Here is a 16,370-nt window from a genome sequence, read left to right on the forward strand (position 1 = left end):
ATTTAATAACTATTCTTTTTCACGACCAAAACGCTCAAACATATTGATGTAAGTGTTAAAAATGGTTTTGTTTTTGTTGTAAAAAGTAAGGTCTCCATTTTCTTTCATTACTTGCAATAAGCTTCTGTATCGCTCAATGTCAGTTATTATGTCAACTGCAATGCTACTTTGGTCTGAAGGCGGTAAACTTGTATAATAATTAAGGTTCTCTTTGTACTTGGTCATTAATTTGTCCAAAAGCTCCTGTGCTTTGGTTTTTTCGCCAATTTGATAGTACCCTTTTGCGAATGGTTCAACTAAAGAGTAGTAGCCAAATTTATCAAGCGGCATTTTTGTCATCGCCAGGTTTATAATTTTTCTTGCCTTGTCTATTTTGCCTTCTTCGATTAATTTATCCATCAATCGGGCAAGATTAGTTCTATAAGTTATACTTTCTCTTCTGGTTTCTGGATCATGATAAATTTTATCACTGTCGCTATTTCCCCATTCCCATTTCATGATATTACTATACATTTTATCTGTATCTATTTGTCCCATGTCTAATGGACTTCCGTCCTTAGGAATTTTTGTTTGTAGTGGAACTAACTTGTAGACCATACCATCTAATTGAAGGTAGTCTTTCATCCAAAGGTAGTCTTCGTTGTCAAAAGCTCCTCCACTAAAGTAAATAGGTCTTTTCCAGTTGTTGTTGGCTACGATGTCAAGCATCATAAGTCTATTTTTATACAATGCATTTCCTTTGATATCAATATCAATATAAGGAACTATAGAGTCATTGTATTTAGTAGCAACTACCTTGTTTTTTATTATGCTGTTCTTGTCAACAGGAATTCTAATTTTATTCGTTGGGTAAAAATGTATTGTTTGTCCATTCTGCATGCCAACAGTAGATTTTGGGTTTTTGATAAAAGTTAAAAAATCTTTTATGTCCCATCTGCTTTCTGTTTTTGGAATATGAACCACATAATCCAGTTTGTCTCCTACATATTGATCATGTGTGAAAGAAATAGGCAATGGTTCCGATTCATAAGTTTTGGTTTTCATTTGGTCAATATACCAATCGGTCATAAAAAGGCTTGTGTTTACGATTTTGACATCGGTTCTCACTTGCTCAATTTCTTGCGCATACCACAGTGGGAAGGTGTCGTTGTCACCTATGGTGAACAGGATGGCGTTAGGGTCGCAGGAAGTCAAGTATGCTTTTGCCATAGCAATTGCGGTATACTTTCCAGAACGGTCGTGATCATCCCAGTTTTGTGAAGCCATTAAAACCGGCGCAGCCAATAAACTGGCGCAGATGATTACGGGACCTGCAATTCTTGGTGCTAAATATTTTCGTAAACTGTCATAGAGTGCATAAACTCCAAAGCCTATCCAAATCGCAAACACATAGAATGAGCCAACTAAGGCATAGTCGCGCTCTCTAGGTTCAAAGGGTCTTTCGTTCAAATAAATCTTCAATGCAAATCCGGTAAATAGGAAGAGTACTACTAATACATAAAAACTTTTTAAATCTTTCTCAGCATGATATAGCAAACCGATTATTCCGAGTATGAATGGTAAAAAGTAATAAACATTACGGCCTTTATTGTTTAGAACATCTGACGGTAAATTATCTTGTGAGCCTACGTGTAATTCATCAATGAATTTTATTCCGCTAATCCAGTTTCCATCTTGATTGTCGTATCTTCCTTGCACGTCATTTTGTCGTCCAACAAAATTCCACATTAAATACCTTATATACATATAGCCAAATTGGTATTCAAACATGAAGCTGAAATTGTCTACCGTCGTTGGTTTGTCTATAATTAAATAGTCTCCGTAACTTTTTAGGAATTTTACATAGCCCTCGTTGTCAATCTGTTTTTGAGCGTATGCTTGTCTAAATTCGGATACCGTTTTTTGAATTTCATTCTTTAACTGTGCGATAGCTCTATTATAATCCTCTTCGGATATTTTATTGACATCTATACCGTATTTTGCTAAATCATCTTCATAAGGATATGCAGGATTTAATCTAAATTCGGGTGCATTTGTGAAATTCATGTAGTTTTCAATATGGTCAGAGCTCCACATTCTAGGTAGAATAGTCTTTTGTGCATCGTCACTATTTTGCTCAGCGTTTTTGAAATTATTTACAATAACATATTTCCCTGCTTTATAGTCTCTTTCGTAGTTAGGGGCTTTGTCTAGGTAAGGATTGTCCTTGTCCAGTCCGGCAAAGGTTTCTGTATATTGTGCTCCGTAGAACAAAGCGTTTGACCCGTATTGTTCCCTATTATAATAAGCTAATACTTCACGTGCATCTGAAGGTTTGTTCTCGTTGATTATTACATTCGCATTCGCACGAATAGGTAACATAGTCCATGTTGAAAATCCTATCAAAATGAACAAGATACATAATATAAGAGTATTGTAGACTACAAGACCTTTGTCTTTGGTGTATTTTAAGCCAAAATAAAATGATGCGCAAAGCAATATAGCGACCAATATAGTTCCTGAGTCAAAAGGCATTCCTAAATCATTTACGGTGAAGACTTCTGTTTTTGCGAAGAATGCCATTGTTAAAGGAAGTAGTAATTTAAAAATGAACAATAAAATGGAGATAACCACAACGTTTGCTATGATGAAGCTTTTGATTGTAACGGTTTTATAGTGCTTGAAAAAGTACAGCAACCCAATAGAGGGTATTGTCAATAGTGCCATAAAGTGAACTCCAAATGATAAACCAATAACTAGCGAAATAATTAATAACCATTTATTTCCTCTTGGGGAATCCATATCCTGTTCCCAGCGTAGTCCTAGCCAGAAAAGTAGAGATATAAGTAAAGTTGCCATGGCGTACACTTCAGCTTCTACTGCGTTGAACCAAAAACTGTCTGAGTAAGTATAGGCTAAAGCACCTACAAAAGAGCTCCCAAGAATTACGATTGCATTGCTTTTATTAATTTGGTTTGTTGAATTGCCATCAGTACTTGAGTCTGAAATTCTGGAAACCAGTTTTTTCAAAATCATGGAGGAGGACCAAAACATGAATAAAATGGTAAAAGCGCTTGAGAAAACGGAAGTCATATTTACCATCAAGGCGATATGTTCATTGTCTGAGGCAAACATGGCAAAAAAAGCGCCAATCATCTGGAACAACGGAGCTCCTGGAGGATGGCCAACTTGAAGCTTTGCTGCTGTAGCGATATATTCCCCACAATCCCAAAAGCTCATTGTCGGTTCAACAGTTAGTGTGTAAGTTATTAATGCAATTCCAAATGCTAACCAACCAATAATAGTATTCCATTTATTGAAGTTGAATGTCTCCTTATTCATGTATTGAAATTTAGTTATAATTTTAAGTTACAAAGAAAATGTTTTTTTATTTAAGGTTGTGGAGATTCTCCAATTTTTCTGTCAAACTAATTGAATTTGGTAACGTATTGGTTTTAAGTATTTTTCGTTATTGTGTTTTTGTAATTCGAAATTTATTCGATTTTTTTTTAATAAAAAGGTGAAAAAAGTTTGCGCAAACTAAAATTTAGTATAAATTTGCACTCGCTAAGCAATAATGCTGCAAGGCAATTAAGCTGGTCTATGGTGTAATGGTAACACAACTGTTTTTGGTGCAGTCGTTCAAGGTTCGAGTCCTTGTAGACCAACGAAAGCCTCTCAAGTAATTGAGAGGCTTTTTTCATGTTTTTTTTAATAAATACGTTTTGTAGAAAGCTTTTTTTTGATTCAGTTGGTTCTATAGCGGAGTTATATTCTAAAAGTGATTACCGGTTTAATGGCATGATTTACCAAGTCTTCACTTATGCTTCCTGTGAAAAAATGTGCTAAACCCGTCCTGCCGTGGGTGCATAAACCAATGAGGTCGGCATTAATTGAATTAGAAAAATTGCGAATTCCTTTTTCTATGTTTACATCATTATAAATATGAGTGCTGTAATTTTTAATGTCGAAACCAGACATAAAGTCGTTTATGATTTGTTCTGAAAGGGCTGTAGGTTTAAAGCTGTTTGGTGTGCATATCATGACCAAATTAAGTTTTGCATTGAATAGAGAGGCGAATTTGATCATCTTTTTAAATGGTTTTTTTATTTCCTTTGAAAAATCTGAAGCGAAAACAAAATTAGCAGGTTTAAATTCAGTGGTGTTTTTTTTGATAACTAGGACTGGAGCGTCAGATAAGCGAACGATTTTTTCAGTATTGGAGCCAATAAGTACTTCTTCTATGCCGGAAACGCCATGGGAACCCATCACAATTAAATCTATTTTATTTTTTCTGCAAAACGACAGTATTCCTTCAAAAGCGCTCTCAAATTTTACTGATTCTGTTACCTTTATCGCTTTTAAAAAGTCTTTGTCTTTGGTTTTTTGAAGAGTTTCATTTGCTTTTTTTATAAATAACATTACCTCGGGTATCGCTGTTGATCCCGTTATAGCGTCGTTCATTTGATTAGGTACTTCCAGCATATGGAGTAAAAATATTTCTCCATTCGTTTTTTTTGCTATTTGAGCAGCGATTTTTAATGCATTATCTGCATGTGCTGAAAAATCGGTTGGGACTAGTATTCGTTTCATGATTTAAGGATTTAATTGTCGTAAAAACCTTTGTTTTAATGCTTCAATAAAGATAAGAAATATTTTAACAGCAACCTATCAATCCAATTTATAAAAAAAACACTATATTTGCACCGTTATTTATTAAAATCTAAGTAATGAGGGGACTAAATGTCCCCTCTTTTTATAAAAATATGACATTTAAAGAAAAAGTAAATTTATTGTTGACAGAAGCGCTTTCAGAAAAGCAATCGCTTTTTTTGATTGACCTAACGATCACGGACGCTTTTAAAGTTATTGTAACTTTAGATGACGACAATGGTGTGGTTTTGCAAGATTGTATCGATATCAGTCGTGAAATCGAAAATAATTTGGACAGAGAAGAACAGGATTTTTCTTTGGAGGTGGCTTCAGCGGGGGTTTCTTCTCCATTAAAGCACATCAGACAATACAAGAAAAACGTAGGTAGGACCTTGATTGTAAAAACTAATACAGAAAATATAGAGGCGGAATTAGTGGAAGCTAATGATGATTTCGTAATTTTGTCGTGGAAAGCAAGAGAGCCCAAAAAGATAGGAAAAGGTAAAGAGACGGTTCAAAAGACCCTTGAAATACCTTATGGAGACATAAAAGAAGCAATTGTTACAGTAACATTTTAATTAAAGAATTCGCATGGAAAACTTAGCATTAATCGATTCATTCTCAGAGTTTAAAGATGATAAACTTATTGATCGTGTAACGCTTATGGCAATTTTGGAAGATGTATTTAGAAATGCATTGAAAAAAAAATACGGTTCAGACGATAATTTCGATATTATCATAAATCCTGATAAAGGAGATATGGAAATTTGGAGAAGAAGAGTAATCGTTGCTGACGAAGATCTAGATTTTGAAAACGAAGAAATTACGTTGACAGAAGCTAGAAAAATCGAGCCTGACTTTGAAATTGGGGAAGATGTTTCGGAAGAAGTGAAGTTAATTGACTTGGGAAGAAGAGCGATTTTGGCTTTACGTCAAAATTTAATTTCTAAAATTCACGAACATGACAACACTAATCTTTACAAGCAATTTAAAGATTTAATAGGTGAAATATATACTGCCGAGGTTCACCATGTGAGACCTAGAGTAGTTATTTTAGTTGATGATGAAGGAAACGAGATCATTTTGCCAAAAGAAAAACAAATACCATCTGATTTCTTCCGTAAAGGAGATAACGTTCGTGGTATCATTGAAAGCGTTGAACTAAAAGGGAATAAGCCTCAAATTATTATGTCTAGAACTTCTGAGAAGTTTTTAGAAAAATTATTTGAACAGGAAATCCCTGAGGTTTTTGACGGATTGATATTGGTTAAAAATGTAGTCAGAATACCAGGTGAAAAAGCCAAAGTTGCTGTAGATTCTTATGATGACAGAATTGATCCTGTAGGAGCCTGTGTTGGAATGAAAGGTTCTCGTATTCACGGAATTGTGCGTGAATTAGGAAATGAAAATATAGATGTTATTAATTACACAAGTAACATTCAATTATATATAACGAGAGCATTAAGCCCTGCAAAAATATCTTCTATTAAAATTAATGAAGAGACTAAAAGAGCTGAAGTGTTTTTGAAACTTGAAGAAGTTTCGAAAGCGATCGGTAGAGGTGGTCATAATATTAAATTGGCAGGATTACTTACTGGTTATGAGTTAGACGTTATTCGCGAAGGTGATGTTGCTGGCGCAACTGCTGATGATGATGATGTTGAGTTGACTGAGTTTTCGGATGAAATCGAAGACTGGGTTATTGAAGAATTTGCAAAAATTGGATTGGATACTGCAAAAAGTATTTTGAAACAAGATGTAGAAGATTTAGTAAGAAGAACAGACCTAGAAGAGGAAACGATTCTAGATGTAATGAGAATATTGAAAGAAGAATTTGACAGTTAGTCAATGGTTCTTCAACGATAAACATGCCACTTTATGTTTTTCTTGATCGGTAAGATCGAGTTAATAGTAAAGTGAGGAATAACAAAAAAGGTAATAATAAAAAGGTTTTATGTCTGAAGAGAGAATTATTAGAATAAACAAAGTTTTAAGGGAATTGAATATTTCTTTGGAAAGAGCTGTGGATTATCTAAAAGATAAAGGAATTGCTATTGAAGCAAATCCAAACACAAAAATTTCTGACGATGTATACAATGTCTTGTGCGGTCAGTTTGCAGGTGACAGAGGGAAAAAAGAGGCTTCGAAAGAAGTAGGCGAAGAGAAGAGAAAAGAGAAAGAAGCTTTGCGTGTTGAGAGAGAAAAGGAAATTGAAGACAAGCGTAAGCATGATGAAGAGATCCTTAAGCAACAACAAGAAGTTATAAAAGCAAGAGCTGTTATTGCTGGACCTGTTCAGGTTGGTAAAATAGATCTTGGCCCTAAGAAAACTCCCGCTGCTCCGGTAAAAGCTCCTGTTGAAAAAGCAGAGGCTCCTAAGACTGAAGCTCCTAAAGCTGAAGTTGTAGCTGAAAAACCGGTTGTTAAAGAACCTGTACAAGATAAAGTTGATTCAGACAAAAAAGAAGTAAAACCTATTGTTGGAATTAAGTCCCCTAAAAAGGAAGAAAAAATTGAGGTTGTTAAAGAAGTTGTAGCTGCAGCAGTCAAAGAGGTAACTCCAGAAGCTAAAGCGGCTCCCAAAACAGGAGAAGCTCCTGTTGAAGAGGCTATAACAACTCAATATCAAAAACTTTCAGGTACTAAGTTAACAGGACAGACTATTGATTTGTCTCAGTTTAACAAACCGAAAAAGAAAAAAGAAGAGCCTAAAATTACTCCAAACAAACCGGGAGCACCTGGTAGTGCGGCAAGTAATGCTAATAAAAATAAACGCAAAAGAATTGCGCCAAAACCTGGTACACCGAGACCTCCTGGAGTTCCTGGTGCACCAAATCCTAATAAAATTACACCAAATGTTGGTGGGGGTGGTTATAACGCCAATAGAAGTGCTAGACCTGGATTCGTAAAAGGAAACAGACCAGCGATCGTTGCAAAAGTAGAGCCAACGGAAGAGGAAGTTAAAAACCAAATTCGTGAGACTTTAGAGAAACTGCAAGGTAAAAAAGGTGGTAAATCAAAAGCGGCTAAATACAGAAGAGACAAAAGAGATACGCATCGTCAGAAATCTGATGATGAACAAAGAGCGATTGACGAAGGAAGTAAAACTATTAAGGTTACTGAATTTGTTACTGTTAGTGAAATTGCGATAATGATGGATGTGCCAATTACAAAGGTTATTGGAACATGTATGTCTCTTGGAATTATGGTTACTATGAACCAGCGTCTTGATGCAGAAACATTGACAATTGTAGCAGATGAATTTGGTTTTGAAGTTGAATTCATTACTGTTGATATTGAAGATAATGTTGAAGTTATTGAGGATAGAGAAGAAGACTTGGTCTTTAGAGCTCCTATCGTAACTGTGATGGGTCACGTCGATCACGGTAAAACATCTTTACTAGATTATGTTCGTAAAGAAAATGTTATCGCAGGTGAGTCTGGAGGAATTACACAGCATATTGGGGCCTACGGAGTAACCCTGGATAATGGTCAGAAAATAGCTTTCCTTGATACACCGGGTCACGAGGCGTTTACCGCCATGCGTGCACGTGGAGCTCAAGTTACAGATATTGCCATTATTGTGATTGCTGCCGATGATGATATCATGCCGCAAACAAAAGAAGCAATTAGCCATGCTCAAGCAGCTGGTGTTCCAATTATATTTGCTATTAATAAAGTGGATAAGCCAAATGCTAATCCTGAGAAAATCAAGGAGAAATTGGCAGGTATGAATTTACTTGTTGAAGATTGGGGTGGAAAATATCAATCTCATGATATCTCTGCGAAAGTGGGAACAGGAGTTAAAGAATTGTTAGAAAAAGTACTATTAGAAGCCGAAATTTTAGATTTGAAAGCTAATCCAAACAAAGCGGCTCAAGGAACTGTAGTTGAAGCCTTCCTAGATAAAGGGAAAGGATACGTATCTACAATATTAGTACAACATGGTACACTTAAAGTGGGTGACTATATGTTGGCTGGAAAACATCATGGTAAGATCAAAGCGATGCATGATGAAAGAGGAAATGTTGTTACGATAGCAGGACCTTCTACACCAGTATCTGTTCTAGGTTTAGATGGAGCAGCGACAGCTGGTGATAAGTTCAATATTTTTGAAGACGAAAAAGAAGCAAAACAAATTGCATCAAAACGTTCTCAATTAATGCGTGAACAATCAGTTCGTACACAACGTCATATTACATTAGATGAAATTGGACGTAGAATTGCATTAGGTCAGTTTAAAGAGTTGAACGTGATCCTTAAGGGAGATGTTGATGGTTCTGTTGAAGCATTATCTGATTCGTTCTCTAAACTATCTACTGAAGAGATTCAAATTAATATCATACATAAAGGTGTTGGAGCAATTACTGAAACTGACGTTATGTTAGCTTCTGCTTCAGATGCAATCATTATCGGATTTAACGTACGTCCTGCAGGAAATGCAAGACAGTTAGCAGATAAAGAAGAAATTGATATCCGTTACTATTCTATTATCTATGCAGCTATCGATGACTTGAAGGATGCAATGGAAGGAATGTTAGCTCCTGAGATGAAAGAAGAGATTCTAGGTACTGCTGAAATTAGAGAGATATTCAAAATTTCTAAAGTAGGATCAATCGCAGGTTGTATGGTTATGGACGGTAAAATCGCCAGAAACTCTAAAATAAGAGTTATTCGTGACGGAGTTGTGGTTCATGCAGGTGAACTTATAGCGCTGAAACGTTTCAAAGATGACGTGAAAGAAGTAGCCAAGGGTTATGATTGTGGTATCCAAATTAAAGGATATAATGACATCGAAGAAAGAGATGTTATTGAAGCTTACCATGAGGTTGCGATCAAAAAGAAATTGAAATAGAATTTAATTTCTATACTATTATAAAAAATCCCGATTCGTCGGGATTTTTTTTGTTTTTAATCTATGTTGAATTGGAAGAGTTTTGAGTATTTCCTGGAGCTATTTCCCGCGATTCGTTTCAACCTTATTATTTTGATAAAAAATAATAAGGATTTCCTCTTCTATCGAGGCTAAGGTTCCTGTGTTAGCAGAAGCTTTATTTTTCGTGTTAGATTTAGTAATTAAAAAGCTAGTCTAAGCGAGCGGGGATTGCAAAACCTTTTCTAGTGAATCTTATAGGACTTTTTGTCTTTCACAGCGTTTCTTTTAGATACTCCATGGGTGTATTGAAGTATAAGTTCGGCCGATTCGCGGAAGGTTTTTTAATTAAAACTGCAGTAGCATCTTGGTCTTGTCATACTGAAGTCAAAATATTTTTTTTAAAAGAGAAAACATTAAAAAGGATTCTATTTAGTTGTTTTTAAACGCCTTTTTATATTCTTGTTGCTCTACTTATGATTGTGATTCAAGTGCACAGAGTTTAAAGAGCGATGGATGTGTTTTAGTTGTAATAAAATACCAAGCGATGCGGATAGTCGATTTAAATATAGAGGAGTTAATCTAATTACAAAAAAAGATGGTCATTGTGATTCTGACGGAAGTGATAGGTGGTGGTCAGTATTTAAGTAAAACCTTGAAATTATCGATACTATAATTAAAAGTGAAGGAGACATTATTTATAGTATTCATAAAAGCGATACTATTTTGAGTGTGAAAGTAAGGTTTGTAAAAAATATAGTCGTGATGTGTTAAAATCTGTTAATGAAAGAACTACTATCACTGACGGATTGTATTTCTCTTTGCAACGAGACCGCAGATTAGCAATCTATGTGAACAAAAAATTAAGTAAAAACAACAAAATTGTCCCATCTGTAACAGAGAGGGCAAAAGAATAATTTAAATAAATTAGAAAACTTCTTTGTTGTGTAGCGATCAGTTTTATGCTTTTAAATTTTATGTATTCGTAAAATGTAAGTCCGTTTGCTTAATTGAAGATTCCGGATTAATTATTCATAAAGTTAGAGGAGTTTTATATAGAAGAGAGGAGAGATGTGAAAAGTCATATAAATGTATATAATTTAGGGAACAAAGGGAATCCTATTTTTGAATTTGGTGTTTTTTTTTCATTTAGTTTGGTTGGACCACATTTTTCGTGGCGAATTTTTATATTTCATAATAGTTGGATCTGTAGTTTTAATAGTGTGGGAGCTTTTGACTCGATCGTAGTTTTTAGAAGAATTTATAGAATGCATTACGATTTTAAAAATTTCAGAGGTAGATAGGATCATATATTTGAAAGCTATCAGTAATTATGTGCAGGGAGAGTTGGACTAAACTTATGGTGCAGATATATTGAAGTAGTAGGAAGTGAAAATGGCGCTCAGTAAAGTGATCTAGTCGCTCATGGAATTCGGTTACTACGCGGACTTTTGGCTAGGTAGGTTCACGTTCTGTATCTCTAAAGTAGAACTATTAGAAACAACGAAAAAAGACAGGAATACGGCTTTAATTAGAGTTGCTTTTTTATAGAATTGTGCCTTTGGCAATTGCTAAGTCTTGTCGGGGTTATTTATATATAATCGGTCTGCATCTGTTAATTGGAGTAGCGATTAAGTTCTATTTTTATAAAGACGTGTGGTTTTTCCTTTTTTGGGTGAGGGATAGTAATGAAAAGCCCGGAGCCTGACTAAGGAAGTGCGAGGACTTGCAATGAATAGCCCGACCGAAGCTTGCGGAGGGCACCCCAATAAAATAAAGAAAGCCACTTCATTAATGGAGTGGCTTTTTATCTTTATTGTTTTTAACAGTTTTATTCTTGTCAAATTATTTTTGTGGTTTTATTATATAAGCAGTTTCATATTTTTTCTTGATTTCAATCAAGTTACGCTCTGCCTCTATACGGGTTCTGAAATTTCCAATCCAAACCTTGTAGTTTGGGGTGTTGAAAACGATGGTTCCGTCAAGGTCGGTGAAATTTTGTCTGCAGTCATTCAAAGCCTTTTTTGCTTTGTCAGTATCTCCACTAAAGATTTGAATTTTATAGCGCTCATTTACAGCTATTGAGGCATTAATTTTTCTTTTTTCATTCAACAATTGTTCGAATTTTGGATCTTGATTGACGGTGACTTTTCGATCTTGGGCTTTAGTATTGATTGTTATAATGCATAATGCAAAGGAGTAGAAAAGGGCTTTCTGTATAGGTGAAATTTTCATAACTTAATGGTTTTTAGGCAAAAATAGTATTTAAAGGAAGATTGTAGAGCAAAATTATTATTTAGAATAAATATAAATTGAAATTAAGATTATTTTAAGGTTTTGTGAATAGTTCATAAATCGTATTTTTGTCGAAGTTTAAAATAAAGGAACAGTTTCACTATAAGAGTTTATAGAAAAAACTGTGCCAATTTTTAGTAGATAATCATTATACTTTATGAAAAAGGTGGGTAACCATAATTCGACCTCAAGGAAAATGTTTTTCAGTTTAGCTTTAATGCTGACTTTTTCCTTAACTTCAATTGCGCAAGTTGCTGCTCCAGCAGCTGCAGCTGAAGTTCCAGTAGCCACACAAGGTGGTGACCCAGTAAAGGGTAAAGAACTTTTTAATTCAAATTGCGCTGCGTGTCACAAGCTAGATGCCAAGGCAACAGGACCTATGTTAAGAGGTATCTCTGCAAAGCACGATATGCCATGGCTTTATAAGTGGATTCACAATAGTGCTGATTTGATAAAGTCAGGGGATGCTGCCGCGGTTAAGGTTTATGAAGCAAATAATAAGGTTCCAATGACTGCTTTTCCTGCGTTGTCGGAAGGGGATATTGACAATATTATTGCTTATACTTCAGAGCCAAAAGCTGAAGCTCCTGTTGCTGCCGTTGGTGGTGCTGTAGCTGGTGCTCCGCAAGAGGGTGGTGGTGTTTCTAATAGCATTATTTTAGGTGCTTTGGCGCTTGTTCTAGCAATGTTAGTAGTAATGTTGTTCTTGGTGAATAATGTTTTGAGAAAAGTTGCTAAAGCAAACGGAATAGAAGTGGCGCCTAAAGCGGCTACTACGCCAATATGGGTTGCTTTTGCTAAAAATCAATTCTTAGTTCTTGTAACATCAATATTTTTATTGTTGGCAGGTGCTTATTTTGTGTACGGTTTTTTAATGCAAATTGGTGTAGATCAAGGTTACGAGCCAATTCAGCCGATTCATTACTCTCACAGAATTCATGCTGGGGATAATGAGATTAACTGTAAATATTGTCACTCTGCTGCTAGAGTTAGTAAAAATGCAGGAATTCCTTCTTTGAATGTTTGTATGAACTGTCACAAGAATATTGCTGAAGTTGCTGAGTCAACTGCTACTCCTGAATACAGCAAAGCGTTTTATGATGAGCAAATTCAAAAGTTGTATACTGCAGTAGGTTGGGATAAGTCTACTCAGTCATATACTGGAAAAACACAACCTGTCAAATGGGTTCGTATTCATAATTTGCCTGATTTTGTTTACTTTAATCACTCACAACACGTTACTGTCGCTGGAATTGAATGTCAGACTTGTCATGGTCCTGTAGAGACTTATGAGATTCAGAAACAGTTTGCTCCTTTAACAATGGGCTGGTGTATTAATTGTCACAGAAAGACCGAAGTTAAAATGAAAGGGAATGAATATTATACTAAAATTCACGAAGAGCTTTCTAAAAAATACGGTGTAGACAAGTTGACTGCTGCTCAAATGGGTGGATTGGAATGCGGAAAATGCCACTATTAATCAAATTATTAAGATTTTAATATTTATATACAATGTCATCAAACAAAAAATACTGGAAAAGTGTTGAAGAACTTGAAAATGGTTCTATTGTTGAGGCGCTTAGAAATAACGAATTTGTTGAAGCAATTCCTACTGAAGAATTCTTAGGAAATAATGACGCAATGTCATCTTCAACTTCACGTCGTGATTTTTTAAAGTACGTAGGATTTAGTACGGCAGCAGCTACGCTTGCAGCTTGCGAAGGTCCTGTGAACAAGTCGATACCTTATGTATTACAGCCAGAACAAATCATTCCTGGAGTTGCGGATTATTATGCTACTTCTGTTTTTGATGGTTTTGATTTTGCAAATCTTCTTGTTAAAACACGTGAAGGGCGTCCTATTAAAATAGATAACAATACTATTGAAGGTGCAAAATTTTCTGCTAACGCTAGAATTCATGCTTCTATATTATCGTTATATGATAATATGCGTTTGAAAGAGCCTAAAGTTGAAGGTAAAACTTCTACATGGTCTGCTGTAGATGCAAAAATTAAGTCAAGTCTTTCGGATGCTAAAGCTGAAGGAGGTCAAGTAGTCTTATTAACCAATACATTGGCGAGTCCGTCAACTGAGAAGTTGATTGCTGAATTTATTGCTTTAAATCCAAATGCTAAGCATGTGATTTATGATGCGGTATCTTCTTCTGAAGCCTTAGATGCTTTTGAAGCTGTGTATGGTGAAAGATCTTTGGTTGACTATGATTTTGCTAAAGCTTCTCTTATAGTTTCTGTTGGTGCTGATTTTCTTGGAGATTGGCAAGGTGGTGGATACGATACAGGCTATACGCAAGGTAGAGTTCCTAAAAACGGAAAAATGTCACGTCACATCCAATTGGAAGCGAACATGACTTTGTCTGGTGCTGCTGCTGATAAACGTTTGGCAATGTCAACTGCAAATCAAAAACAAGCATTAGTACAAATATATAATGTTGTGACAGGTTCATCTGTTGCTGTGAATTTAGATGCTAAATTTAAATCTGAGGTAACAAAAGCTGCTCAACAATTAAAAGCTGCTGGATCAAAGGGGCTTTTGGTTTCTGGTATTCAGGATAAAAATGCTCAATTATTAGTTTTGGGTGTTAATCAAGTATTAGCTAGTGAATCTTTTACTACTTCTGGTGCGAGACAAATTAGAAAAGGTTCAAACGAAAAAGTAGCACAATTAGTTAAAGATATGAAAGCAGGTAGCGTTCATACTTTAATAATGAGCGGTGTTAATCCGGTTTACACTTTGGCGGATTCTGCTACATTTGTAGAAGGGCTTAAGAAAGTTAAAACATCTGTTTCTTTATCTTTGAAGGAGGATGAAACGGCTTTAGTTAGCACTATTGCTGCTCCAGTTCCTCATTATTTAGAATCTTGGGGGGATTTAAGTCTTACCAAAGGAACTTATAGTTTGACTCAACCGACGATTCGTCCTTTATTCAACACAAAACAACTTCAAGATGTTTTAATGTCGTTGAACGGAATGTCTGGTGCTTATTATGATTATTTAAAAGCAAGTTCATCAGCTTTTGTTTCTGGTGCTTCTTGGAATAAAGTATTACATGATGGTGTTAATGTAGGTGTTTCTCAATCACTATCTGGTGGTTCTGCTGATTATACTGCTGCTGCAAATGCATTAGCCAAATCAAAAGCTTCGGCTGGTTTTGAATTAGTATTGTATACTAAGACAGGAATGGGAGATGGACAACAGGCTAACAACCCTTGGTTACAAGAATTTCCAGATCCTATTACTAGAGTGTCTTGGGATAATTATGTTACCGTTTCGAATGCTGATGCGAAACAGTTAGAATTGTCTAATGAAATCGTTGCTAACGGTGGTTTGAATGGAAGTTATGCTAACATAACTACTGCTGATGGTGTGAAGCTGGAGAATGTACCGGTCATAGTTCAACCAGGTCAAGCTGTAGGAACAATTGGTTTAGCTTTAGGTTACGGTCGTAAAGCGGCTTTGAAAGAAGAAATGCAGGTAGGTTTAAATGCTTACCCTTTATATAAAGGTTTCAATGATGTACAATCTGTAACATTTGAGAAGGCTGCCGGAGAACATGAGTTTGCTTGTGTTCAAGGTCAAAAAACATTGATGGGTAGAGGGGATATTATCAAAGAAACTACTTTGGAGATATTCAATACTAAAGACGCTGAAGTTTGGAATGAAGTTCCAATGGTGTCATTGAATCATGAGGAAGTGAAGGCGACATCTGTAGATTTATGGGATTCATTTGATCGTTCAACAGGACATCACTTTAATCTTTCTATTGATTTGAATGCTTGTACCGGTTGTGGTGCTTGTGTAATTGCTTGTCATGCTGAAAACAATGTTCCTGTAGTAGGTAAATCAGAAATTAGAAGAAGTCGTGATATGCACTGGTTGCGTATTGATAGATATTATTCTTCTGAAGACACCTTTGAAGGGGATAATGAAAGAAAAGAAAATATAGCTGGGTTGTCTGACTCATTATCTACATTTAATGAAATGGAAAAAGCAGGAGATAATCCTCAAGTTTCTTTTCAACCTGTAATGTGTCAACATTGTAATCACGCTCCATGTGAAACTGTTTGTCCAGTTGCGGCAACTTCTCATAGCCGTCAAGGTCAAAATCATATGGCATACAACAGATGTGTTGGTACTCGTTACTGTGCAAATAACTGTCCTTATAAAGTACGTCGTTTCAACTGGTTCTTGTATAACAAAAACAGTGAATTTGATTACCATATGAATGATGATTTAGGTCGTATGGTATTGAATCCAGATGTTAATGTTCGTTCTCGTGGAGTTATGGAAAAATGTTCAATGTGTATTCAAATGACACAAGCGACTATTTTAAATGCAAAAAGAGAAGGAAGAGTTATTGTTGATGGAGAATTTCAAACAGCGTGTTCAAATGCTTGTTCTAACGGAGCAATGAAATTTGGAGATGTAAATGATAAAGAATCTGAAGTTACTAAATTGTCAGAGGATGAGAGAATGTATCATCTTTTAGAGCATGTCGGAACAAAACCAAATGTGATTTATCACGTCAAAGTTAGAAATACTTAATAAATAT

8 protein-coding genes and 1 tRNA gene are annotated in these 16,370 nt (G+C 35.5%); 6 read left to right on the forward strand and 3 right to left on the reverse strand.

What is annotated here, in order from left to right; all coding sequences use genetic code 11:
• Nucleotides 1–9 precede the first annotated feature (9 nt).
• The gene (locus tag HJ01_RS06120) at nt 10–3,321 is read right to left on the reverse strand and encodes a DUF2723 domain-containing protein (RefSeq protein ID WP_007137458.1); all 3,312 of its coding nucleotides are present in this window, start codon (nt 3,319–3,321) and stop codon (nt 10–12) included.
• Between the two features lie 255 nt (nt 3,322–3,576).
• Between HJ01_RS06120 and HJ01_RS06125 the strand changes: the two genes are divergently transcribed.
• Nucleotides 3,577–3,647: transfer RNA gene (locus HJ01_RS06125), tRNA-Gln, on the forward strand.
• A 100-nt stretch (nt 3,648–3,747) separates the two neighbouring features.
• Here the strand turns inward: HJ01_RS06125 and HJ01_RS06130 are convergent.
• Nucleotides 3,748–4,572 carry a universal stress protein gene (locus HJ01_RS06130; RefSeq protein WP_007137459.1) on the reverse strand — a complete coding sequence of 275 codons (825 nt, stop codon included), beginning with the start codon at nt 4,570–4,572 and terminating at the stop codon, nt 3,748–3,750.
• A 173-nt stretch (nt 4,573–4,745) separates the two neighbouring features.
• On the opposite strand from HJ01_RS06130, the gene rimP reads away from it, so the two are divergent.
• From rimP to infB, 3 genes are all read left to right on the forward strand, one after another.
• Complete coding sequence (rimP, locus tag HJ01_RS06135; protein ID WP_040473755.1) at nt 4,746–5,210, forward strand: ribosome assembly cofactor RimP; 465 nt, start codon at nt 4,746–4,748, stop codon at nt 5,208–5,210.
• A gap of 13 nt (nt 5,211–5,223) precedes the next feature.
• On the forward strand, nt 5,224–6,477 hold the full coding sequence (gene nusA / locus HJ01_RS06140) for a transcription termination factor NusA (RefSeq protein ID WP_007137461.1): 1,254 nt from the start codon (nt 5,224–5,226) through the stop codon (nt 6,475–6,477).
• Nucleotides 6,478–6,586: 109 nt separating this feature from the next.
• The gene (gene infB / locus HJ01_RS06145; RefSeq protein WP_007137462.1) at nt 6,587–9,487 is read left to right on the forward strand and encodes a translation initiation factor IF-2; all 2,901 of its coding nucleotides are present in this window, start codon (nt 6,587–6,589) and stop codon (nt 9,485–9,487) included.
• Between the two features lie 1,863 nt (nt 9,488–11,350).
• On the opposite strand, the gene HJ01_RS06150 is transcribed toward infB, so the two are convergent.
• Nucleotides 11,351–11,740 (reverse strand): SPOR domain-containing protein, encoded by a 390-nt coding sequence (locus tag HJ01_RS06150; RefSeq protein WP_007137464.1) that lies wholly within the window; start codon nt 11,738–11,740, stop codon nt 11,351–11,353.
• Between the two features lie 217 nt (nt 11,741–11,957).
• Between HJ01_RS06150 and HJ01_RS06155 the strand changes: the two genes are divergently transcribed.
• Both HJ01_RS06155 and HJ01_RS06160 read left to right on the forward strand, forming a co-directional pair.
• Complete coding sequence (locus tag HJ01_RS06155) at nt 11,958–13,280, forward strand: c-type cytochrome (protein ID WP_040473733.1); 1,323 nt, start codon at nt 11,958–11,960, stop codon at nt 13,278–13,280.
• A 32-nt stretch (nt 13,281–13,312) separates the two neighbouring features.
• Nucleotides 13,313–16,363: a TAT-variant-translocated molybdopterin oxidoreductase gene (locus tag HJ01_RS06160; RefSeq protein ID WP_007137466.1), complete on the forward strand. Its 3,051-nt coding sequence runs from the start codon at nt 13,313–13,315 to the stop codon at nt 16,361–16,363.
• Nucleotides 16,364–16,370 lie beyond the last annotated feature (7 nt).

This window comes from Flavobacterium frigoris PS1, from assembly GCF_000252125.1.
Classification (GTDB): domain Bacteria; phylum Bacteroidota; class Bacteroidia; order Flavobacteriales; family Flavobacteriaceae; genus Flavobacterium; species Flavobacterium frigoris_A.